The organism is Shewanella spartinae, assembly GCF_019457555.1.
GTDB lineage: Bacteria > Pseudomonadota > Gammaproteobacteria > Enterobacterales > Shewanellaceae > Shewanella > Shewanella loihica.
Genome location: NZ_CP080418.1, coordinates 3,960,172 through 3,981,037, shown reverse-complemented (window position 1 = coordinate 3,981,037; position 20,866 = coordinate 3,960,172). Strand labels below are relative to the sequence as shown.

Annotated in this window: 19 protein-coding genes; 6 read left to right on the top strand and 13 right to left on the bottom strand. The window is 54.8% G+C overall.

All coding sequences use genetic code 11. The features are described from left to right. Positions 1–8: 8 nt before the first annotated feature. Positions 9–2,660: a DUF6242 domain-containing protein gene (locus tag K0I31_RS17205; protein ID WP_220079164.1), complete on the bottom strand. Its 2,652-nt coding sequence runs from the start codon at positions 2,658–2,660 to the stop codon at positions 9–11. Positions 2,661–3,121: 461 nt separating this feature from the next. Here K0I31_RS17205 and K0I31_RS17200 point away from each other — a divergent pair, with 461 nt between their 5' ends. Together K0I31_RS17200 and K0I31_RS17195 are read left to right on the top strand one after the other, a co-directional pair. Next, positions 3,122–4,567 carry an MBL fold metallo-hydrolase RNA specificity domain-containing protein gene (locus tag K0I31_RS17200; protein ID WP_220079163.1) on the top strand — a complete coding sequence of 482 codons (1,446 nt, stop codon included), beginning with the start codon at positions 3,122–3,124 and terminating at the stop codon, positions 4,565–4,567. Positions 4,568–4,645: 78 nt separating this feature from the next. Next, a complete protein-coding gene (locus K0I31_RS17195) occupies positions 4,646–5,887 on the top strand; it encodes a cation:proton antiporter (protein ID WP_220079162.1) in 1,242 nt (413 codons plus the stop codon). Here K0I31_RS17195 and K0I31_RS17190 read toward each other — a convergent pair. Further along, on the bottom strand, positions 5,884–7,053 hold the full coding sequence (locus K0I31_RS17190; protein WP_220079161.1) for an MFS transporter: 1,170 nt from the start codon (positions 7,051–7,053) through the stop codon (positions 5,884–5,886). The genes K0I31_RS17195 and K0I31_RS17190 overlap by 4 nt on opposite strands. A gap of 445 nt (positions 7,054–7,498) precedes the next feature. Next, a complete protein-coding gene (locus K0I31_RS17185; RefSeq protein ID WP_220079160.1) occupies positions 7,499–8,512 on the bottom strand; it encodes a class I SAM-dependent rRNA methyltransferase in 1,014 nt (337 codons plus the stop codon). Positions 8,513–8,617: 105 nt separating this feature from the next. On the opposite strand from K0I31_RS17185, the gene K0I31_RS17180 reads away from it, so the two are divergent. Beyond that, positions 8,618–9,253, top strand: a complete 636-nt coding sequence (locus K0I31_RS17180) for an esterase/lipase family protein (RefSeq protein WP_220079159.1) — start codon at positions 8,618–8,620, stop codon at positions 9,251–9,253. On the opposite strand, the gene rarD is transcribed toward K0I31_RS17180, so the two are convergent. Beyond that, complete coding sequence (gene rarD, locus K0I31_RS17175; RefSeq protein ID WP_220079158.1) at positions 9,173–10,099, bottom strand: EamA family transporter RarD; 927 nt, start codon at positions 10,097–10,099, stop codon at positions 9,173–9,175. The two genes, K0I31_RS17180 and rarD, sit on opposite strands and share 81 nt — an antisense overlap. A gap of 384 nt (positions 10,100–10,483) precedes the next feature. On the opposite strand from rarD, the gene mnmC2 reads away from it, so the two are divergent. The 3 genes from mnmC2 (at position 10,484) to K0I31_RS17160 (ending at position 13,393) form a co-directional block, all read left to right on the top strand. Continuing rightward, positions 10,484–11,194 (top strand): tRNA (5-methylaminomethyl-2-thiouridine)(34)-methyltransferase MnmC2, encoded by a 711-nt coding sequence (gene mnmC2, locus K0I31_RS17170; RefSeq protein ID WP_220079157.1) that lies wholly within the window; start codon positions 10,484–10,486, stop codon positions 11,192–11,194. 162 nt (positions 11,195–11,356) lie between these two features. Beyond that, a complete protein-coding gene (locus tag K0I31_RS17165; RefSeq protein ID WP_220079156.1) occupies positions 11,357–12,916 on the top strand; it encodes an FG-GAP repeat domain-containing protein in 1,560 nt (519 codons plus the stop codon). Between the two features lie 264 nt (positions 12,917–13,180). Continuing rightward, positions 13,181–13,393, top strand: coding sequence for a hypothetical protein (locus K0I31_RS17160; RefSeq protein ID WP_220079155.1), 213 nt, complete (start codon positions 13,181–13,183; stop codon positions 13,391–13,393). An 81-nt stretch (positions 13,394–13,474) separates the two neighbouring features. Here K0I31_RS17160 and K0I31_RS17155 read toward each other — a convergent pair whose 3' ends face one another. The 9 genes from K0I31_RS17155 to K0I31_RS17115 all read right to left on the bottom strand — a co-directional run bounded on the left by K0I31_RS17155 (position 13,475) and on the right by K0I31_RS17115 (position 20,737). After that, positions 13,475–13,723, bottom strand: coding sequence for a hypothetical protein (locus K0I31_RS17155; protein WP_220079154.1), 249 nt, complete (start codon positions 13,721–13,723; stop codon positions 13,475–13,477). 119 nt (positions 13,724–13,842) lie between these two features. Beyond that, positions 13,843–15,105: a sensor histidine kinase gene (locus K0I31_RS17150; protein WP_220079153.1), complete on the bottom strand. Its 1,263-nt coding sequence runs from the start codon at positions 15,103–15,105 to the stop codon at positions 13,843–13,845. 11 nt (positions 15,106–15,116) lie between these two features. Beyond that, complete coding sequence (locus K0I31_RS17145; RefSeq protein ID WP_011867113.1) at positions 15,117–15,800, bottom strand: response regulator transcription factor; 684 nt, start codon at positions 15,798–15,800, stop codon at positions 15,117–15,119. A gap of 104 nt (positions 15,801–15,904) precedes the next feature. Then, positions 15,905–17,272: a magnesium transporter gene (gene mgtE, locus K0I31_RS17140; RefSeq protein ID WP_220079152.1), complete on the bottom strand. Its 1,368-nt coding sequence runs from the start codon at positions 17,270–17,272 to the stop codon at positions 15,905–15,907. A gap of 100 nt (positions 17,273–17,372) precedes the next feature. Further along, complete coding sequence (locus K0I31_RS17135) at positions 17,373–17,648, bottom strand: HPr family phosphocarrier protein (protein ID WP_011867111.1); 276 nt, start codon at positions 17,646–17,648, stop codon at positions 17,373–17,375. Beyond that, the gene (gene rapZ, locus K0I31_RS17130) at positions 17,641–18,489 is read right to left on the bottom strand and encodes an RNase adapter RapZ (RefSeq protein ID WP_144202698.1); all 849 of its coding nucleotides are present in this window, start codon (positions 18,487–18,489) and stop codon (positions 17,641–17,643) included. The genes K0I31_RS17135 and rapZ overlap by 8 nt, the downstream gene beginning before the upstream one ends. Continuing rightward, positions 18,486–18,929 carry a PTS IIA-like nitrogen regulatory protein PtsN gene (gene ptsN / locus K0I31_RS17125; RefSeq protein WP_011867109.1) on the bottom strand — a complete coding sequence of 148 codons (444 nt, stop codon included), beginning with the start codon at positions 18,927–18,929 and terminating at the stop codon, positions 18,486–18,488. Before ptsN ends, rapZ begins: the two co-directional genes overlap by 4 nt. Positions 18,930–18,931: 2 nt before the next feature. Next, the gene (hpf, locus tag K0I31_RS17120) at positions 18,932–19,219 is read right to left on the bottom strand and encodes a ribosome hibernation promoting factor (RefSeq protein ID WP_011867108.1); all 288 of its coding nucleotides are present in this window, start codon (positions 19,217–19,219) and stop codon (positions 18,932–18,934) included. Between the two features lie 30 nt (positions 19,220–19,249). Next, positions 19,250–20,737, bottom strand: a complete 1,488-nt coding sequence (locus K0I31_RS17115; RefSeq protein WP_220079151.1) for an RNA polymerase factor sigma-54 — start codon at positions 20,735–20,737, stop codon at positions 19,250–19,252. Positions 20,738–20,866 lie beyond the last annotated feature (129 nt).

Below are 20,866 nucleotides of genomic sequence, written 5' to 3'. Positions count from 1 at the left end.
GCTTGGGCTTAGAAATTTAGCGTTTGCTGTAGCGCTCGGCGCCACTCGGTGCCGTTAGTCGTCATCCAGACTTGGTTGGCGGTGGTTTGATTGGTGGCATCTAAGGGATAGGGCATTATCCCTCCCAAAACGAAGAGTTGACCGCCGTGAACCATGGCGCGATAACCACGCTTAGCCTCGAAGGATAAATGATCCATGGCCTTGGTCCAGTTGGTGCCATCTTGGGAATACCAGAGATCGGTTAAGGTTTGGTTAGCGTCATATCCGCCAAAGGCCCATAATTTACCGTCAAACTCGACGAGCTGGTGTATATGTCTCGCGCCTAATCCAGTGGTATCTGCCTGCTTTGTCCAGGTGATGCCATCTGTGGTTGACCAGATATCACTGAGTTGAGTCGTTCGAGATAGGGTTTCATGACCCGCTATCACCCATAGTTTTCCGCCAAAGCTGCTGATTTGGGTTACGGCGCGTGCGGGGAAATTATTGTTGCCTACATCTGTCCAGTTGATGCCATCTTCTGAGCGATATACGACGCCGTTTTGTGTGTCGATAGCCCATAATTTATTGTCGAATGGATAGACTGAGTATTGACCGTTTTGCGTGCCAACATTTGGCCCGGTGAGCGCCTCTTGAGTCCAGGATTTACCATCGAGTGATGAGTAGCTACCACTTGCGTGCAAGGCCCAAATTTTACCGGAAAAAGTAAGTAGTTTGCTGTCCGTCGGAAAGGGAAGCGTAGTGGAATCATCTAATGTCCAGCTGAAAGCGTCAGCAGAGTGCCAACGAGTATTTACTTTCTCGGAATCTTCGTTGGCGCCGGAAAGCAGTTGTATCTCTCCCTGGTGACTGACCGCCTGAATATCCTTCATGGATGGCAACTGATTGTTGAGCGGCAGCCAATGCTTGCCGTCTGTCGTTTGCCAGTTGTCGTTGAGTAAGACGCCATTATCACTTTTGCCGCCGATAACGACCAGGGCATCATTATGTACCGCGGTGGTGAAGTATAAGCGTATCCTATCGGCCATGTATGGCGACTGTACACCGAAGTTAGCGTCATCTGTTGCTAACGTCCAAGAGGCGCCATCGGTGGAGGTCCATACATCGTTTGGATTCTGAGAGCGATTCGGATCGAGCTGATCAATATAACCGCCCAGCAAAATTAGTTGATTACCGACTTGCCTAACTTCATGCTTTTCTCTAGCCGAGAATTCTGGTGTGTCTGTCACCAATGTCCAATGAATACCGTCGTCTGAGTTCCATATGTCGGCGACTCTCCCGGTATCGTTTCTGCCGCTAAATTGCCACAGCTTGCCATTAAATTCAGCAAAGGCGGTGCTTACTCTCTGGGTTGCTGTCGAGTCTGACGATTCCAGGTTCCAGGTGATGCCATCGGTAGAGGAGTAGATCTCTTTGACATGCTCGCGAGTCTGCAAATCAAAGCCGCCATATATCCACATCTTGTTTTTGAAAGTCGTCACCGAATAGTTGTTGCGTTCGCCAAAGCCAATATCGGCATTTACTTGTGTCCAATTGATGCCATCTGCTGAGCGCCATACGTCGTTAAGCGTAGTGTCACGTCGGTTTCCTATGAGCCAGATATGGTCTGAAAATGTAATGACAGCCACAGGAGGACGCACGCCAAAAGGAGCCTCATCAACCACTTTTTGCCAGATGTTGCCATCGCTCGATCGCCAGATACTGGCATCATTGCCTGCTTGCTCATAGCCGCCGATAAGCCAGAGATAGCCATTGAAGGAAACGGCCTTGGCCGAAGTGCGGCGAGTGAGGTTATTGTTGGCGACATAGGTTGCCTGACCAGCATGTTGGCCGTGGAAGAGGTTATAGTAGGCATCACTCGTCGTGGTTAAGCTGCTGTCTATTAGCGGTTGTGTGGATAGCTTGTCGACCAGCCCGTTATCGCAGTTGCTGAGATTGTTAAAGTCACAGTCGGCCTGAGTGGTTCTGGCGAGTTGCAGAGGAGTATCTACATCAGTAAATACTTTTGTGTTATCGGTTCCTATCAGCAACTTAAGTGTTAGCGACTTTGGCGCGACAGAAGCAAAGAAGCTGCTGCTGGCTTTAAGGTAGTTAGCGGTCTCGGCGATCTCGGCAAAGATCTGCGCCTCGCCTGGCGTATGCGCCGTCACCTGTCCACTGGTATCCACCGAGGCCACGGCAGGATCTTGGCTGCTAAAGGTGACGTTAGCAACATCGACATTGACGGGATTCAGATAAGTTTGATCGATAAAGAGCGCCACTGTGCCTGTGTTTTCAAAGGCGATTGCTCTCTCCGCCTTGGCGACATTAACTTGATAGGCGGCGGAGGCTGCCAGGTACTTGGCATCTTCGGCGATATGAGCGGTAATAGTGCTGGAACCCGCTGTTAATATCGCGACCAAACCATCATTGGAGACGGTGACGACTTCTGGGTTAGAGCTGGTATAACTTATGGCTCCAGTTCCCAAAAAACCTTGAAGCGAGTTGCTAAAGGCTTGGTCACCGTAGGTTTTCTCTATGGTGCCACTTTGACTAAAGCTGAGTGTTTGGTTGAGTTTGACCGCGGTTTTATCTGTTTCTGATGAGCCGCTTCCACCGCCACAGGCACTGAGTTGCGAGGCGAGTATAAGCAAGCAGCCTATACGCATTAATCCCTTAAGCATAGCGAATGTCCCTATCTTTCTGTTTGTTGTTATTTTGGGAAATGCCTGAGTGCATCCCCCTATCTTATCTCGTATTAGATTCGTTTTTACTTAATTAAGTCTTTGTACATCAATAAGATTTGTTGTCGATATGTTATTTGCTTGTTGTGTATTGGTCAATGATAAAGACACAAGAAAATAAGACTAAGGAATGAGAATATTCGCGTCTACTCCTAGTCAGGCTCATTAGCCTTTTTGGTGTGGGCAGAACCAGATTTATCGCTTCTGGGGTTGTGATTCTCTTTGAGACAACTGGTTGGAAGCTACTAAAAAGACTATCTTTTAACCATAAGCCGAATCATTTCTTTCATGCTCGTTTGGGCCAGGTATTCTCTTTGTCTTACCGCTTACGGGCACTCTAAGGCCCTGTTACTCAAAGGATCTTAGTATTCAAATGGCATTGTTATTCAAAGGACACTGTTATGCAGATGACGCTCTCTTTTCTCGGTGCGGCCCAGGAGGTGACGGGCTCCTGTCATCTTCTCGACATCTCGGGTCGTCAGGTGCTGCTCGACTGCGGCCTTATCCAGGGCGGTAAGCTCGATGCACTGCGCAATCACGAGCCCTTCCTCTTCGAACCTACAGAAATTCATGCCGTGGTGCTCAGCCATGCCCATATCGATCATTCGGGGCGTCTCCCTCTGCTGGTCAAGTCTGGCTTTACCGGCCCTATCTATACCCATAAGGCGACGGTAGAGCTGTGTGAGGTGATGCTCAGGGATGCCGCCATGCTGCAGGTACGCGATGTGGATCGCCTCAACAAGAAGAGGGTGAAGATGGATCTACCGCCGCTTGAGCCCCTGTTCGACGAAGAAGATGTGGCGCTGGTGATCAAGCAGTTTGTCGCCCTGGATTATGGTCAGTCGGTACAGGTGGTGCCTCAGTTGACGGCTTGTCTAAGCGATGCCGGCCATATTCTAGGCTCGGCCGTGGTCGAGTTGTGGCTGGGGGAGGGAAGCGAGCGCAAGAAGCTGGTGTTTAGCGGCGATCTGGGGCGGGCGGGCATGCCGATTCTGGATGATCCTACGCTGATCGACGACGCCGATCTGGTGTTGATGGAGAGCACCTATGGCGACAGGTTGCACCGCAGCTGGGACGATACCCTAGAGGAGCTTAAGGCGATCTTCGCCAAGACGATCAAGGAGAGCCGCGGCAATATTCTGCTACCCGCATTCTCCGTCGGGCGGGCCCAGGAGCTGCTCTATCTGTTTCACCTCTATGCCAAGGAGTGGGCGCTGTCCAACTGGCGTATCTGTCTCGACAGCCCCATGGCGATCAAGGCGACCCAGATCTATGTGGCCAACTATGAGCTGATGGATGAGGACTTTAAGCGCTTCACCCGACTGTCGCCGGGCAAACATCCGCTGCTCTCGAATGTGGACTTTATCGACAGCACCCAAGAGTCGATGGAGCTTAACGAGATCCATCAGGGCTTGATCATCATCGCCGGTAGCGGCATGTGCAACGGCGGGCGGATCCGCAGCCATCTGGAGCATAACCTGGCCAATCCCCAGTCGGATGTGATCATCTGTGGTTTCCAGGCCTTGGGTACGCCGGGACGCCTGCTGGTGGATGGCGCCGAGTCGCTCACCATACATGGTCGCGATATTCCGGTGAAGGCCAAGATACATACGGTCGGCGGGTTGTCGGCTCACGCAGATCAGGCCGAGCTTATCCATTGGTATCGACACTTTAAACACATGCCGCCGCTGATTCTGATCCATGGTGAGCGTGAGGCGCAGGAGCGGCTCAAGGCCGAATTGGTGCCCGAGGGAAGCCAGTCGCCCCATGTGGTGATCGCCGAGCGGGGCGATACCTTAGACCTGACGGCCTTGCCGGAGCTGGTTTGGCTGCTAGACCGAGAATAGTCCGTTTCAGCTAGAGCCATGGGGAATAATTTCTGCTAGCTTAAGCTACAAGCCATCAGCTAGCCAAGGAAAGCCCCAATGGATGAACATATCGTCATACTTATCATTGCGTTAGTCGTATTGCTCTACGGCTATATCTCTAAGTGGTTGGCGCGTTTCGACATCTCAGGTCCCATGGTATTTACCGCCTTCGGCCTGCTGCTGTCCCCCTTCGGCCTGGATGTGACTCAGGTGAAGGTGGATGCCGAGTTTGTCACTATCATGGTGGAAATCGCCTTGGTATTGGTGTTGTTTAGCGACGCCGCCCTGCTGGATCTCAGGTTGCTTAAGCAGTCATGGCAGCTACCGGCGCGCCTGCTGTTTATTGGCCTGCCGATCACGGTCGCGGCTGGCACACTGGTGGCGGGATTCTTCTTTCCCGACCAACCCTTTCTCTATCTGCTGATGTTAGCCCTGCTGCTGACCCCGACGGATGCAGCCCTGGGTAAGGCGGTGGTCTCGGACCCTAAGGTGCCCAAGACGATACGCTCCACCATCAATGTGGAGAGCGGACTGAACGACGGCATTATCTTCCCCGTGTTAATTACTGTGGTGGCCTTAATCATGAGTGGTCTGGATCACGCCCAGGATCAACATTGGCTGGTCTACGTGATGCAGCAGATCCTGTTCGGCGCCCTGGTGGGCGGCGCCGTCGGCTATCTGGGTACCAAGTTGCAGATCTTCTGTTTCAAGCGTGATGGCATGGTAGAGACCTACCTCAACCTGATCCCCATCGCCTTAGCGATATTGGCCTTCTATCTTGCGGAGGAGTTTTCGGGTAATGGGTTTATCGCCGCTTTCTTCGCCGGCCTCTATGCCGGCAACACCAGCGAGATGGCCAGGGGGCATATCGAAGACTTTGCCGAGAGCGAGGGGGAGCTCTTGGTGTTGATAAGCTTCTTCATCTTCGGCCTGGCGTTTGTGCCAACCACGCTGCCCTATGTCACCATGGAAGTGATGATCTACGCTCTGCTTAGCCTGACGCTGCTGCGCATGTTGCCTGTGATGATCTCTCTGATAGGGACTAAGTTAGATCTGGCGACCCGTGCCTTTATCGCCTGGTTCGGGCCCAGGGGGATCGCCTCTATCCTCTATGTGCTGATCGTCGCCCACGAGATGGGCAGCATCAAGGGGTTCGAGACCCTCTATGCCGTGGTAACTGTGACCGTCTTGATGAGCATATTGGCCCATGGTCTATCGGCTCAGCCATTGGCCAACTGGTATGCCAAACGCCATCGGCCTGCTGAGGCTGATACCGATGGCGAGGACAGTATTGTTTAGCTCTGCAGACGATCTGTCTGACCGTCGAGTTTCTGCAGGCTCTTGAGTAGCATGTAGAGGCAGGTGCTCAGCAGACAGATGGCCAGGTAGATCATCATGCCGTGGCCTTTGTCGCTCAGGCTCAAGGCCAGCAGGGGGCCGGCCACAGAGCCCAGGCTATAGCAGAGCAACATCACCTCGGTCGCCGACACTATCTTGGTGCTCGGCAGTCTGTCGCAGGCCAGCGAGATGGCGATAGGGTAGAGGGCGAAACTGGCCGCCCCCAGGATGAAGTAGCTCAATCCCTTAAACATAAAGGCGTTGCTTTCTATGGCCCCGACCACACCGACCAAGCCCACCAGAGTGCACATGGCCATCAGCAGGCGCTTGTCCATCCGCGGCGAGAGATAGCTGATCAGCGGCTGCACCGCCATGCCACCTAAGATAATCGCCGCCATCAAGAGTCCCGTCTGGGTCGGCTCGTCTACCTGATTGTGGATATAGACGGGCATCAGGCCATAGATGGGGCCGAGCAGCAGGCCTGAGACCAGGCAGCCTATGATCGCCGGGCGACTCAGGTTGGTGCTCTCCTTGAGCGAGAGTCTCTGCTGCGCCTGGTGGGCCGGCTCGCCAGAGCGGATCAGCACTGGGGCCATTATGGCCAGCAGGAGCAGGACGATGACAAACAGATAGGGTAAGACCCCCTGAGTGCCCAGTTCACCTATGGCCAGCTGACCGAGGGCGCTGCCGCCATAAAGCGCGGCCATGTAGATCCCCAGTCGTCTGGCGCGCGCCTTGACGCTATCGGCCATCAGTAACCAGGATTCGACCACCACGAAGACGCCCGCGACGGCGAAACCCGCGAGCAGGCGTGCCGTGAGCCAGACGCCGGCACCAGGCAAGAGCAACATGGCCACTATGCTGGCGATCAGCAGGGAGAGAAACAGCACAAAGCCGCGTCTGTGGCCCATTTTGGCGATCAGGCGCTCGACCCTCAATGCGCCGAAGAGCAACCCCAGATAGAAGATGCTGGCGAGCCAAGGGGCGAGATCCGACGACAGGCCGAAGTTGCCCAATGATAGGGGGATCAGGCTCATCAGAAAACCTGAGGCGACGGCAAAGAAAGAGAGACCTATTACGGGTGCCGTAGGATTGTTCGATTTACAGTTATCGGCGACGTCTAACACCAATAATCTCCAAATTAAGTAGGGTAAATGGCACCTTGGAAGGAAGTGTGTGTTGGACTGCCATTTATTCACTGTTTAGCGGGAAGCGAAATGTAGTGCCAGCGAGGCGCTAAGTAAAGTGAATTTTAATGATTGATGATTTTTTGATATAAAAATCGCAGTAATAGCGCTAATTTTGCCCTGAAAAGCCATTTTGCGACTAATTAACACGCAGCCGTTCTTGTTGATGGACTCTTGCGGTTAAGCTTGGTATGAGGCTTGTTTTAAACTTTTTGTGGCGGATTTTCGGCGTTAATTGATAGTTTTTATGTTGCCAGATTGTTGTTTGTTGCCGTTATGTAGCTAAAGGCTGTGAATTTTTAAGTTAACGGCCAAATTTTTACCACTTTTATCCTGTCTTTTCTAAACGGGCTAGGTTAACCAAGAACAGTTTGCAGCGATTTAGCTACTGCTCTGCCAAGGTGAGCGCCACTATCTTAAGCGGATGATTGCCGTCGAAGGAGGGGAAGTCTTGGTGGCAATGGATCCACTCGAAGCTGGCGACCTGCCGTCCCTGCTTCTCGACGCAGCGAATCAAGGCGTCGAGCCAAACCTGACGCTCTACCTTGGCGACGTTGTTGCAGCAGACTATGGTGCCGCCGGCCTTGGTGGCTAGCATGGCGGGTTTGAACAGGCTCTGATAGTCGTTGATCAGATCCACAGTGCCGAAGGGGCTCTTGGCGAAACGCGGCGGGTCGAGGAATACCAGATCGAACTGACGCGGCGCCAGTTTAGGGTAGCTGGGGAGTCGTTGGTTGCGGCGTCCACCCACCTTCATGCCCGCCAGTTGGCGCATGGCGGGAAAGGCATCGCTCTGAATAAACTCACACCTGTCGCTCACCCCGTTGAGTTCGGCATTGCGACGGCCGGCGGCCAGGGCAAAGGAGGAGAAGTCGATGTTGGTGACAGATTCTGCACCGCCGACGGCGGCGGCCGTGCCTATGCCGCAGGTGTAGGAAAACAGGTTCAGCACAGACTTGCCTTGGCTGTTGGCCTTCACATATTCCCGGCCGATTCGCATGTCGAGAAACAGCAGGGGATCTTGCCCTTCGTGGCGTAACTTACTAATGAAGCGGATGCCATTTTCCGTCATCTCCTGCTCGGCGCTGGCGAAGGCGTCGAGTTCAGGCGTCAGCGGGTTGAGAATACGCGAGTTTTTATTGGATCTATCATTGTAGATGACGGGAAGATCTTGAGTCTGCTTGAGCTCTTGGCCGAGGCTTTCAAGCTCCTCTTGGGTCAGGCTCTGGTGAAACGATTGGATCAGCCAGGCGTCGCCATAGCGATCTATGGTGAGTCCGTCTATCCCCTCGACCGTGCCGTGAAACACGCGAAAACAGTTGGTGTTGGCGGCTTGTGCCGCGGCGAGTAGCTCGGTTCTTTGGCTGATCGCCTGGCGCAGCAGGTCGGCGTTCGACATGATCTTATGATCCCTAATCGGTGGTATGCTGGAGTGAGCGCGGATCATAGCAAATATTTGCCCCTTGGGGGCGATTAACTCAGACGTTAGCGAGAGGGCGAAGGAATGAAACTCGTGTTAGTCCATGGGATCTTTAACACCGGTCAGGTGATGGGGTGGATGCGGCGTCAGTTTGAGCGTCAGGGCTATGAGTGCCTGACGCCGACCCTGGCCCCCATCGATGGCCGCCGTGGGATAGCCTTTGCAGCCAAACAGCTGCAAAGCTATATCGAGGCGGCTCTGGCCGAGGATGAGACCATCTGCCTTATCGGCTTTAGTATGGGCGGCATAGTTGCCCGTTACTACCTACAGCATCTGGGGGGCGAGAAACGCACCAAGGCGCTGTTTTCCATCTCCTCTCCCCATCACGGCAGCTATCTCGCCTGGTTACCCTATCCGTCGCGGGCGATGCGTGAGCTGAGGCCAAAGAGTCAGTTGTTGTCTCAGTTGGCCGACAGCCAGGAGAGTCTCGAGGGTATAGCCCTCTACTCGTTTCGCACGCCCATCGATTTCACTATAGTGCCGAGTCGCAGCTCCCATTGGCCGGGGGCCGAGAATAAGGTGATCTGGCGACCGCTACATCTGTCGATGATCTTCAGTCGCCGCGTGGTGGCAGAGATCCTAGCTGGGGTGGTGCAGCTGTCGCCGGGTGGCGAGACTGCGCCACAGACCGGGCAGGGCCTCCAGCGAGCAGAGGAGTAGCCCAACCCAGATGAGGGCGAAGCTCACCGCCTTGACGCTATCGAACGTCTCGTTAAACAGGAAGATCGCCAGCAAGAAGTGCATGGTGGGTTCTATGTACTGCAGCAGGCCGACCATGGAGAGGCTGGTGTGACGAATCGCCAGGGCGAAGAAGATCAGCGGTAGCAGGGTTACGGGCGCCGAGCCCATGTAGAGTAGCATTGTACCCGTGCCGCTCGAGAGCGCCTCACTCTGACCTGTGGCACTTAGCCAGAGTAGATAGCCGGCGGCGATCGGGGTGAGCAGCGCCGCCTCTATGGTGACAGAGGTGAGCGAGTCGAAGCGGATAAACTTCTTACACAGACCATAGAGGGCGAAGAAGCTGCCCATCAGCAGCGCCAGCCAGGGGAGCTGACCATAGGCCATCACCATGTAGCCAATGCCCAGAGTGCCGAGCAGCACAGCCCATTTCTGGGCGACAGTCAGCCTGTCTTTAAGAAACAGCACCCCTAATCCGATGGAAAACAGCGGGTTGATGAAGAACCCCAGGCTCGCCGCCAACACCTGTCCATGGGTCAGTGCCCAGGTAAAACTGTACCAGGAGACGCACATGATGAGTGAGGCCAGGGCGCACAGGGCGACCGAGGTAAGATTGGCCTTAAGCAGTGTCAAACGGGGCAGAGGTTTGCCAAGCAGCAGAAAGACCAGCAGCATGAAGGGCACAGAGCAGAGCAGGCGAATCGCCAGCATCTCAGTGATATCCGCGCCCGGCAGAAACTGATAGTAGAGGGGCAGGAGCCCCCACAGCAGAAAGGAGACGATCGCCAGGGCGTTACCTTTGGCGCTAACTTGGGGGTGGCTGGGCATAGGGGCTCGTAAGTATTATTGGCTTATGTTTGTATTGGGTTGTGTGCTGGGCACTGCCTTGTCATCGCTCACTCGACTGATACTCAGGCTCTTGGGTTTGCCCCTTGGCCTGATCTCGAAAAGCGCTAGCTGGTGAGGCACTAGCTGTCGAAGCATCAGCAAGTGAGATGCCAAGTCACATGGGTAAAATACCCGGCTTCATCTAGATGACTGAAAGTGTGGCGGATTTTCTCATTCTTATGGTTTCTTGGCTGTGAGCTTGATCACTCGCGGTGCTTTTTGTTTTTGTGGGTGCCTGGTCAGGCGGTATGGGGAAAGACTTGCATGTCGGAGCTGGGTCTAAGGTACAATCTGGCTCCAGCAAATACCGTTGATGAGCCGAGAATGAACAAGATCCATGTACAGATGACCAAGGATGGTTCCCACACCCTGATGAGTAGCCTGTTTGACGACAGTTATCATGCCCATAATGGCGCCATCAGCGAGTCTGAACATGTCTATATTCAGTCGGGTTTTGCCGATCTGGACCCCTGCTTCGAGCAGGTGAATATTCTCGAGTTGGGGTTTGGCTCGGGCATGAACGCCATGCTGACGCTAAAGCAGGTGCTGGGTAGCGATGGTAAGCCGGATAGACTCATAAGGCCGATACGTTTCGTGACGGTAGAGGCCTACCCAGTGCCTAGCGATGTGATCGCTCAGCTGAACTACAAGGAGCATCTGCCGTCTGCGCTGCAGGAGCTGTTCGATCGCCTACACAGCGCGCCCTGGGGCGAGGATGTCACCCTGTTTCCCGGCTTCGTGCTACATAAGATCCACGCCACCTGGGATAGCCTGGAATTGCCGGATAATTCCATCAACCTGGTATTCTACGACGGCTTTGCGCCCAGCAAGCAGCCCGAGCTTTGGACCCAGGATAACTTCGATCGCCTCTTTCCTATGATGATGCCGGGCGGCATGCTGGTGAGCTACTGTGCCAACGGCCAGTTCAAGCGTAATCTGAAGACCGCGGGTTTTAAGGTGAAGCCTCATCCGGGTGCCCTGGGTCGCCGGGAGATGACCCGCGCCTGGAAGCCTCAGCCGGGAAATCAAGAGTAAGCCGGGACAGGAAGAGTAAGCCGGAATAGTTAGGTGAGATCCGATTAAACTTGCCGGCTACCTCGAGCACTTTTTGTTTGTAACAAGTCATTAACTGAACTTTCTTTTTCGCCGGGAATCGATAGATTAGAACCCAACTCGCTTCACATAGGGAAATGATCTGTGAAAATACCGGCAATTCGTGCCCTCGCCCCCTGGCTCACCGCTAGCCTGACTCTGCTCTGCTCCATGCAGGTCTTAGCCGATAAGGCGCCGTTGGCCTTCGTCTCTCAAACCATAGATACCGGTTTTAAACTCACCCATCCGCTGGAGAGCCTCAACTTGGTGGGCGATGCCAACAAGGAGCTGCTAGCGATCGGTGTCGATGACCGCCAGACCAAATGGCTCGCCGTCTATGGCTTAGATGGCGAAAGCAGCCAGTATCGGCTGCTGCATAAGATGCCGCTGCCTGGCGAGCTCTATCGATACGATGTGAGTGGTAAGCCAAAGCAGGCCAATTCACAGCAGGGCAAGCCACAGCAGGCCGATTCACTTCAGTCTGTCTACTTCATGTCGCGCGCTCATCTCTCTGTGTTGACGGTCAGCGACCAAGGGCTGGCGCTTCGCGAGCTGCTTGATGTGGCGCCGCTGGTGGTGAAGCCGCGCATTGAGTTTATTGCCCGCGGCGAGTTTGTGCGGGATCTCAACGGCGATGGCCGTGACGACTTTATCGTGGGCCAGTTTGAGCAGACACAGCTCTTCCTCAGTCAGGAGGATGGCTGGCAGGCCCAGACCCTGGCGATCCAGCCCAAGGTGCTGCTCTATCGCGATGGTGCACGCTACAGCGAGACCAAGCTCTATGTTGCCGATATGAATTTCGATGGTCGCGACGACATCATCAAGGTGGGCGAGGGGGAGCTTGAGATCTATGCCCAACATCAGGATGGCAAGTTCGAGAGCTACCCCAGATTCCAGCCCGTGAGTCAGGCGATCAGCGGCCTGGATTGGTGGGACAGACGCGATGCCTATGGCGAGGCGCTGGATCAGAGCGATCTCGTCTATCGTAAGGTCGAGGCGCTGCAGGATATCGATGGCGACGGCCTTGTGGACATGGTGGTGCGCTACACCAAGAGCTCTGGGGTGCTGGATAGGGTCAACGATTATGAGATCTATCTGGGGGTGAAGGGCGACAAGGGAGTGAGCTTTGGCAAGCAGCCCCAGAGCGTGATCCGCGGCGATGGCACCCTGACGGGCTTCGAGCTGGTGGATATCGACCTAGATGGTCGCAGCGAGGTGCTGGTCTCTGGGTTCGATATTGGCCTGTCGCAGATCATCGGCGCCCTGGTGTCGGGCAGTATCGATCAGGACGTGCACCTGTTTACCATGGACGATAAGCGGCGTTTCGCCGCCAAACCGAACATGAGCAAGTCGGTGGAGCTGAGTTTCAGCCTGACCTCGGGCCAGAGCGGTGCGCCCGTGGTAAAGCTGGCGGATATCGATGGCGACAAGCGTCAGGATCTGCTGCTCTCCGACGGCGACACAGAGCTGGATCTGTTTCTGGGGAGTGCCAAGGGCAAGCCCTTCGATCGTAAGGAAAGCCTCAAGCTCACCCTGCCTATCGATGGCGACATGCTCAGCAGCGAAGATCTTAATCTAGACGGTAAGGCGGATCTGCTTATCAAGTATGGCAGGCAGGATAAGGCCGAGCTGCAGAGCCAGTTTTTGGTGATCATGACCCAATAGCCCTTGGCTGCTTTGTCAGTTGTGTCAGTTTTGCCCGTTGTGTCGGTCGCGGCAAGGTGGCTCGGACCTGGTGATACACTTTGTCGCAATTAAGCTGGGCTCGATTGGCCGGTAATAACCCGCTCTGCTTCAGTGAGTTAGCTCTCACTAACACAAATACCTCTCGAGGGGGCTAATTGGCTTAAGTTTTGTTTAATTTTTCATCGCTACCCTGAGGTCGAAGGTGACTCCTGGTCACCCAGAGACTAAGTGTAAGGGTTGTGTATGATAGGTTTTGGCAGCGCCAGCAGTTCTGCAGGAGCAGATGTCGCAGTAAATATCATCACCTACCTGGGAGCCGGATGCTTGTTGGTGGTGGTCATAGGGTTTGCAATTGCCCTGTTTCAGGAGTGGCAGATGGTGCGCCGCTTCGATGCCGAGAAGCAGAGGCAAAAATTCTTCGATAGCCTCTCCAATATCACGCCGCGTTCTCGTTAGCGGCTTACTATCCTAGCGTCGTTTCGCCGCGCTATTGATTCGCCGGTGGCCGAGCTTAACAATTTTGTTGAGCTAGAAAGCCTAGTTGAGTGATAACCTGGCCTGTTCGGCGACCAGTGTCATGATTTCCCTATTCAGGCTGAGCTGCTGGCTCTGGCCTATCTCTTCCCGACCTAGCGCATTTAGACGCGCATCTATCGCGCCCCGCTGTGGATGACCGCCCAGAGGGTGCGGGTAAGGCGCTTCTTCATGGCTTGGTTCCCCGTCAAATTGAGGTTGCCAAAAGGCGTCAGTGTCATTGGTGTGCCATTGTGTCTTGAGTGAATACAAGGGAAAGCCTCCTAGTGCGTGACCGCGCTAGGATAAGCGAAACTTATGCCAATTAGATGACAGGCGGAAAACTGGGTCTTGAGTGAGTGATTACTCGGCTCAGCACCTATCTTGCACCATCAGGAGGCATGGGTTGATGCAGGAAAGTGCAATCTGGCGATGCACCCCTTGTCGCAATTGCTGAGGCTAAAACGCCATTGATAACGCTGACACAGGGCCTCGACTATCTCCAGCCCTAAGCCATGGCCCTGAGGGCGAGTGTCGCTGCTGCTCATGCCGCGGCCCTGATCTTTCACTGAGATCCCCTCGTCGTCGATGCTAATGGCGATACAGCCGCTGTCGCTGGCGTTGATGGCGTTATTGAGCAAGTTGATCAGTAACATGCGCAGCACCGCCTCGCTGGGGGCAATCTGCGGCGTGGCATCTAGGGTGAGGCTCAGTTGGATCTGTTTCTGGCTCGCCAGCGGCTCGACCTCGGCAAGGATCTGCTTTAGCTCTTTCTCTTGTAGCGGCCTGAGGTCGGGTGAACTCAGTCCCTTCTCCTGTTTCACCAGGCTTAGCAGCGCGTCTATGATGTGCTGCATATTGCTGGCGGCCTTGGCGATACGGGCCCGTTGTCGCTGCATAAACTCAGGTTTGCCCTCCTGCTCCAGCAGACGGCTGGCGCCTTGAATAATGGTCAATGGAGTTCTCAGCTCATGGCTGGCGTAGCGGGAGAAGGCCTGTTCCCGGCGGATCAGCTGGGCGATCTGCTGCTGATAATGGTTGAGGCTGGCGGTGAGGGCATGAAACTCCTGGGTGGCATCTTTGGAGACTCTAAAGCTCTGGTCGCCCTCCGAATCCTCGAGCTGCTCGCTGATGGCGCGAATGGGCGCGATCAGCCTGCGGGTGAGCAGTGTGATGGCAAAGCCGAACAGGGCAAACAGCATCAGGGTGACGGCCAGGATCACCAGGCTGATGTTATTCCACTCGTTGCGGCTCAGCTCTACCTGCTCGGCATTCATCACCAGAATCAGGGGATGTGTCGCCTCGCCCTCGCCATATTGGCCGCGAAAGATGAAGATATCTTCCTTGAAGGTGTCGTGCAGCTCATCGAGAAAACCGACGGGCAGATCGATAATGCCCTGATATTCATCGGGTAAGCTGGCGGCATCGTTATAGGCCACGATAGTGGTGCTCAACACCAGCGGCGACTCGGCGCCCTGTTCGAATGCCGCCATAGCGCTAGGCGCTATCTGCTCCAGACTGCGGCGGTTGAGCTCATCTTCGACCCAGTAGAGGATAAATATACTGAGCAGGTAGAGGATGGCGGCCACCAAGAGGGCGATCCCCCCGAAGTAGAAACTTAGCTTGCGAGTCAGACTCTTGGCGGTTTTTTGCACCTGTTGGGCCTCTATTGGTTCACGTCTAACCGGAAGCCTATCTTAGGCACGGTGAGTATGATGGGGGTGTCGAAGGGTTTATCCACCTGATTTCTCAGTTGGTACATGTGACTGCGCAAGATGTCGCTGTTGGGCGGTTCTTCCCCCCACAGGTGCTGCACTATCTCCTCACGTTTTACCACGTTAGGCGCGCGGGAGATCAGCAGGTGGAGGATCTGATAGCAGCTTGGGGTCAGCTGTAGCTTCTTGCCATCACGATAGGCGGTGTGCTCGGCGATGTTGAGGGTGAGCGGCCCGCACTGCTGACAGCCCTGGGCGACGCGCCCGAGCTGACGCTTAATCAACGCCAGCAGGCGTACATGTAGCTCATCGAGATCGAAGGGTTTGGTCAGATAGTCGTCGGCGCCACTATGAAAGCCTTGCAGCAGATCTTGTTTGTCGTCCAGCGCCGTCAGCATCAATATGGGCACGCTGGAGCCCTGCTGACGTAGGGCCTTGGCCACGGCGTAGCCGTCCATCTTGGGCAGCATGAGATCCAGCACTATGGCGTCGAAGTGCCCTTCGGTGGCGAGGCGCAGGCCGAGCTCGCCATTGCTGGCATAATCCACCTGAGCTCCTTGGGATTCGAGATAGTCCCCCAGGACACCGGCGACATCGGCATTATCTTCTATGATGAGTATTTGAGTATTTTGCATGACAGTTCTCTGGCCGGATGACTCTACCTATCCTAGCGTGAAAAAGATGTCGATAACATTGAAATTCAAGCGCATCCGATTGAGCTTTGAGATGCGCCTAGGTGTCAATGCAGCAGGAACAGGGTCGCCAGGCCGAGGAAGGCGAACAGGCCGATCACATCAGTGACCGTGGTCAGCACCATGCCACCGGCCAGCGCGGGATCGACATTGAATTTCTTCAGCAGCAGTGGGATACAGGCGCCGGCCAGACCGGCCACCGTCATGTTGATCAGCATGGCGCCGCCGATCAGTCCGCCCAGGGCAATGTCGCCCTTCCACAGCCAGACGGCGGCAAATACCAGCATGGACCAGAGCAGGCCGTTGAGAAAGCCGATGGCCAGTTCCTTACCGATCAGCCAGCGGGAGTTACTCTGGCCTATCTGCCCCAGGGCGATACCGCGGATCACCAGCGCCAGGGTCTGGTTGCCGGCGACGCCACCCATGCTGGGGACTATGGTCATCAAGATGGCGATGGTGGCAAACTGCTCCAGGGTGTTCTCGAACATGTTGCTGACCGAGGCGGCCAGCAGGGCGGCAAACAGGTTGATGGTCAGCCAGAGGGAGCGCCTCAGGGTACTCTTGACCACTGGGCCGAAGGTATCTGTGTCGTCGTCCATCCCCGCCATCCCCATCATGGAGTGTTCGGCGTCCTCACGGATCACGTCGACGATATCATCGATGGTGATACGCCCCAGCAGACGGTTGGTCTCCTCTTCGACCACGGGGGCCGAGACCCAGTCGTGACGCTCGAATAGCTGGGCGACTTCGCCGTCGTCCATACCCACGGGGATCCCTTCGAGATCGTCGTTCATGATCTCCCGCACCGAGGCGTTGGGGTCGCAGGTCAGCAGATCGGTAATGCGCACACCGCCCAGCAGGCTGTCGCGTTTATCCACCACATAGAGGGTGTCGGTGGCATCGGGCAGCTCGCCGCGGATCCTCAGGTAACGCAAGATCACATCTATGGTGACATCGGGGCGCACGGTTACCGTGTCCGTGTTCATGATACTGCCGGCGGTGTCTTCCGGGTAGGAAAGGGCTTGCTCTACCCTGGCCCTGTCTTGCGCCGTCATCGACTGCAACACCTGATTGAAGACGCTGTCGGGTAGGCTACGCAGTATGTAGGCCAGATCGTCCGTGTCCATGCCTTCGGCCGCTTTGGCGACGCGCTCTGGGCTCATCTGAGTGATCAGGGTATCTTTGAGCTCTTCGCCCAGCTCGTCGAGGATCTCCCCCGTGTGCTGCTGATCGATTAGCTGCCAGAGCACCTGACGGGTGCGCGGTGGTGAAGATTCCAGGATAAAGGCGATATCAGAGGCGGCCATGTCGTGCAGCATGCTGCGCACATGGACAAACATGCCGCTGCCTAAGGCTTGAGTGAGCTGATTAAGGCGTTGATCTGTGGTTTCACTATCTAACAATTCGATCGGCATAGCTCCTCCTTTGGCAGTTGATTGAACGGCTTGGGTGGTAGGCTTGTAAGTCTATGATAAGTATAGGACGAAATTAAGCGGGCACCGCAAAGCGAGCCGATTATACGGCCTCATCGAATTTGGCGTCAATAAGGGCGCTGATAGCATCCAGGGCCGCCTGGGCATCTTTGCCTTCGCTGGTGATGGTGATGGTTTTACCCATGCCGGTTTCGAGCATCAGGAGGCCGAGTACACTGGCGGCAGAGGCCTGTTTATCGCCCTGGATCAGGGTGACCTCGGCGTCGAACTTGGCGGCGAGCACCGCCAGCTTGGTCGCCGCTCTGGCGTGCAGGCCCAACTTGTTGCAGATGGTCAGCTCGCGAGCCAACTTAGTCATGCTTTAGCTCTCGGTGGCGCGCCTGAACCTTATGCTTGCCCTTGTTGAACAGCTTGGCGAGCTGGTCGGTCACATAAACAGATCTGTGTTGGCCGCCGGTGCAGCCGATGGCGATGGTGAGGTAGCTGCGGTTATTGCGCTCCAGGTGTGGCAACCAGGTTTCCAGCAGGTTTTCGATCTGCCAGATGAACTTGTTGACCAGTGGCTGCTGACTCAGAAACTGCTGCACTGGCTCATCCAGGCCGGTCAGAGGCCTTAGCTCAGGTTCCCAATGGGGATTGGGCAGGAAGCGCACGTCGAACATGAAGTCGGCTTCGGTCGGCATGCCATATTTAAAGCCGAAGGACTCGAAGTTGATCACTAGCTCCTTGTCGACCGTGCCCAGCAGGATCTCGCGCACCTTGTCGCTCAACTCATAGATGTTGAGGTTAGAGGTGTCGATATAGTGATCCACGAGTTTGGCTATGGGGTCGAGCAACTTGCCCTCGAGCTGAATTGCCTCCTTGAGGGAGACCTTAGAGCGTGACAGCGGGTGTAGTCTGCGGGTCTCGCTATAGCGCTTGAGCAGCACATTGTCGCTTGAGTTCAGGAAGAAACTTAAGATTTCGGTATCTTTGGGGAGCTTGGCCAGCTGTTTTTCCAGCTGGATCTCTTCGCTGGGCATGTTGCGTACATCGACGCTGATGGCCACGAGATCGCTGCGTCCCTTGAGCTGCTCCAGCAGGGATTCCATCATCTGCAAGGGCAGATTGTCGACACAGTAGTAGCCTAGATCTTCTAGGACCCTGAGTGCGACGGATTTTCCCGATCCTGAGCGTCCGGATACCAAAACCAATTTCATTGGGTGATCACCTGATAGAGTTCGGATTCATCTTGGGTCTTTCTTAGCTGCTTCATGATCGCCTTATCATTGAGCTTCTCGGCCATAGCGGCCAGGGTGCTAAGATGTTGCTCGCATTGATCTGCGGGCACCAATAACGCAAAAAGGATATCGACGGGCTGATTGTCAATGGCATCGAATGCGATTGGTTCAGCACATTTCACCAGTACGGCCACGGGTTGATCTATGTTAGTCAGCCGTCCGTGAGGAATCGCGATACCATTGCCTATACCTGTGCTGCCCATTTTCTCTCGAGCCAGAAGGCTTTCAAATATTTCTTGAGAGGAGAGGGTGGGGTACTGGACAGCGGCTAAGTCGCTGATAAGCTCCAGTACCTTTTTCTTACTGCCCGGAGTGGCGCAGGTGGTGCACTCCGGCCGCAGGATGGTACTCAGTTCCATCGTTAATGTTTAGTAAGCTTCTCTTTGTGTTTAATGACCTGACGATCGAGTTTGTCAATCAGGGAGTCTATCGCGGCATACATGTCCGCATGTTCGGATGTTGCGAACACTTCTCCGCCACGGAGATGTAACTTTGCCTCAACCTTCTGTTGCAACTTTTCGACATTTAATACAACGTGCACATTATTGATCTGATCGAAATGACGTTCAAGCTTTGTGAATTTCTCTTCGATGTAGCTTCGTAGAGATTGGGTGATCTCGATATGGTGCCCAGTCAGGTTTATTTGCATAAAGATAGTCCTCCAGTTTCCAGGTTTGTTTTATAAGCTCTTGCGCTGATTCGAGGGCGGTATAAGCATTGCCTCGCGATACTTGGCAATGGTGCGTCTAGCCACCTTAATCCCCTGTTCGGCCAAGAGTTGAGCCATCTTGCTGTCGCTCAATGGCTTTTTCTGGTTTTCCGCAGCAACCAGCTTCTTGATGAAGGCACGTATTGCTGTAGAAGAGCACTCTCCGCCATCGTCGGTACCGACGTGACTGGAGAAGAAGTATTTAAGCTCGAAGATCCCTCTCGGGGTATGCATATATTTTTGCGTGGTCACACGCGAGATGGTGGATTCATGCATCTCCACCGCCTCGGCGATGTCGTTCAGTACCATGGGCTTCATTGCCTCTTCGCCAAATTCGAAGAAGCCTTGCTGGAAGTCGACGATACAGTTGGTCACCTTGAGCAGGGTCTCGTTGCGACTCTCCAGGCTCTTGAGGAACCATTTGGCTTCCTGCAGGTGGCCGCGAATAAACTGGCCATCCGCCTGACTCTTAGTGCTGCGGGCCATGGCGGCATACTGCTGATTGACGTTGATCTTGGGCATGCTGTCTGGGTTAAGCTCGACCACCCAGCGTCCCTTCTTCTTGGTGACGGTCACATCCGGGATCACGTACTCGTCGCGGCTGGCGGTGATGGCGAGGCCGGGACGGGGATTCAGGGTCTGTATCAGGGCGATGGCATCCCTCAGCTCATCTTCCTTGAGCTTGGTCTTGCGCATCAGCAGACGGAAGTCGCGTCCGGCGATGAGATCCAGGTGCTCCTTGATCAGCATACGGGCGTTAGCGATGTGTGGGGTATCGTCGCTGTATTGGGCCAGCTGAATGGTCAGACATTCGCTGAGATCACGGGCGGCCACACCAATAGGGTCGAAGTGTTGTACCCGTTTGAGCACCGCCTCTACCTCGTCGAGTTCGATCTCAGGGTCGCCCATGGCCTCGAGAATATCTTCACAGGTCTGGGTGAGGTAACCGCGTTCGTCGATGGCGTCGATGATGGCGGTGGCGATGGCCAGATCGTTATCGGAAAAAGGGGTCAGGTTCTTCTGCCATTCCAGGTGTTCGTAAAGACCTTCGCTGGTCTCGCCCTGAAAAGGCATGTCGTCGTCGCGCATGGCGCCCGAGCTTGAGTTTGGCGAGGCAGTGTAGACCTCATCCCAGGTGGTATCCACCGGCAGCTCGTCTGGCATTGAGTCTTGAGTCAGGGCGTCTGAGGTCTCGACCCCTGAGTTATCCTGGCTCGAATCCAGCTCTATCTTGTCGTCGTACTTGTTGTCGAAGCTGTCGCCGACGCTATCGTCTTGCAGCTCGATGCTGGCGCTCTCCTGCTCTTCATCCAACTCCAGTAGCGGGTTGGATTCTAATGCTTGCTGGATCTCCTGCTGCAACTCTAATGACGACAACTGCAACAGACGTATGGCCTGTTGTAGCTGGGGCGTCATGGTGAGATGCTGACCCATTTTGAGCTGAAGTGACGCTTTCATCGTACTGCTATTCCCTTGTTTCTAATTATAAAATGAGAAAGCTCTGGCTATATGTGCCGGACAAATATATCGGATAGTGCCTAAGGCCACAATTAACGCGTGGTTTTTCCTCTGTGGCCCCATTATAAG

Excerpts from the sequence above, each read along its gene's own strand:
- K0I31_RS17205 (WP_220079164.1), bottom strand. The coding sequence starts at position 2,660 with ATGCTTAAGGGATTAATGCGTATAGGCTGCTTGCTTATACTCGCCTCG.
- K0I31_RS17200 (WP_220079163.1), top strand. The coding sequence starts at position 3,122 with ATGCAGATGACGCTCTCTTTTCTCGGTGCGGCCCAGGAGGTGACGGGC.
- K0I31_RS17195 (WP_220079162.1), top strand. The coding sequence starts at position 4,646 with ATGGATGAACATATCGTCATACTTATCATTGCGTTAGTCGTATTGCTC.
- K0I31_RS17185 (WP_220079160.1), bottom strand. The coding sequence starts at position 8,512 with ATGTCGAACGCCGACCTGCTGCGCCAGGCGATCAGCCAAAGAACCGAG.
- K0I31_RS17180 (WP_220079159.1), top strand. The coding sequence starts at position 8,618 with ATGAAACTCGTGTTAGTCCATGGGATCTTTAACACCGGTCAGGTGATG.
- rarD (WP_220079158.1), bottom strand. The coding sequence starts at position 10,099 with ATGCCCAGCCACCCCCAAGTTAGCGCCAAAGGTAACGCCCTGGCGATC.
- mnmC2 (WP_220079157.1), top strand. The coding sequence starts at position 10,484 with ATGAACAAGATCCATGTACAGATGACCAAGGATGGTTCCCACACCCTG.
- K0I31_RS17160 (WP_220079155.1), top strand. The coding sequence starts at position 13,181 with ATGATAGGTTTTGGCAGCGCCAGCAGTTCTGCAGGAGCAGATGTCGCA.
- K0I31_RS17145 (WP_011867113.1), bottom strand. The coding sequence starts at position 15,800 with ATGCAAAATACTCAAATACTCATCATAGAAGATAATGCCGATGTCGCC.
- mgtE (WP_220079152.1), bottom strand. The coding sequence starts at position 17,272 with ATGCCGATCGAATTGTTAGATAGTGAAACCACAGATCAACGCCTTAAT.
- K0I31_RS17135 (WP_011867111.1), bottom strand. The coding sequence starts at position 17,648 with ATGACTAAGTTGGCTCGCGAGCTGACCATCTGCAACAAGTTGGGCCTG.
- rapZ (WP_144202698.1), bottom strand. The coding sequence starts at position 18,489 with ATGAAATTGGTTTTGGTATCCGGACGCTCAGGATCGGGAAAATCCGTC.
- ptsN (WP_011867109.1), bottom strand. The coding sequence starts at position 18,929 with ATGGAACTGAGTACCATCCTGCGGCCGGAGTGCACCACCTGCGCCACT.
- hpf (WP_011867108.1), bottom strand. The coding sequence starts at position 19,219 with ATGCAAATAAACCTGACTGGGCACCATATCGAGATCACCCAATCTCTA.
- K0I31_RS17115 (WP_220079151.1), bottom strand. The coding sequence starts at position 20,737 with ATGAAAGCGTCACTTCAGCTCAAAATGGGTCAGCATCTCACCATGACG.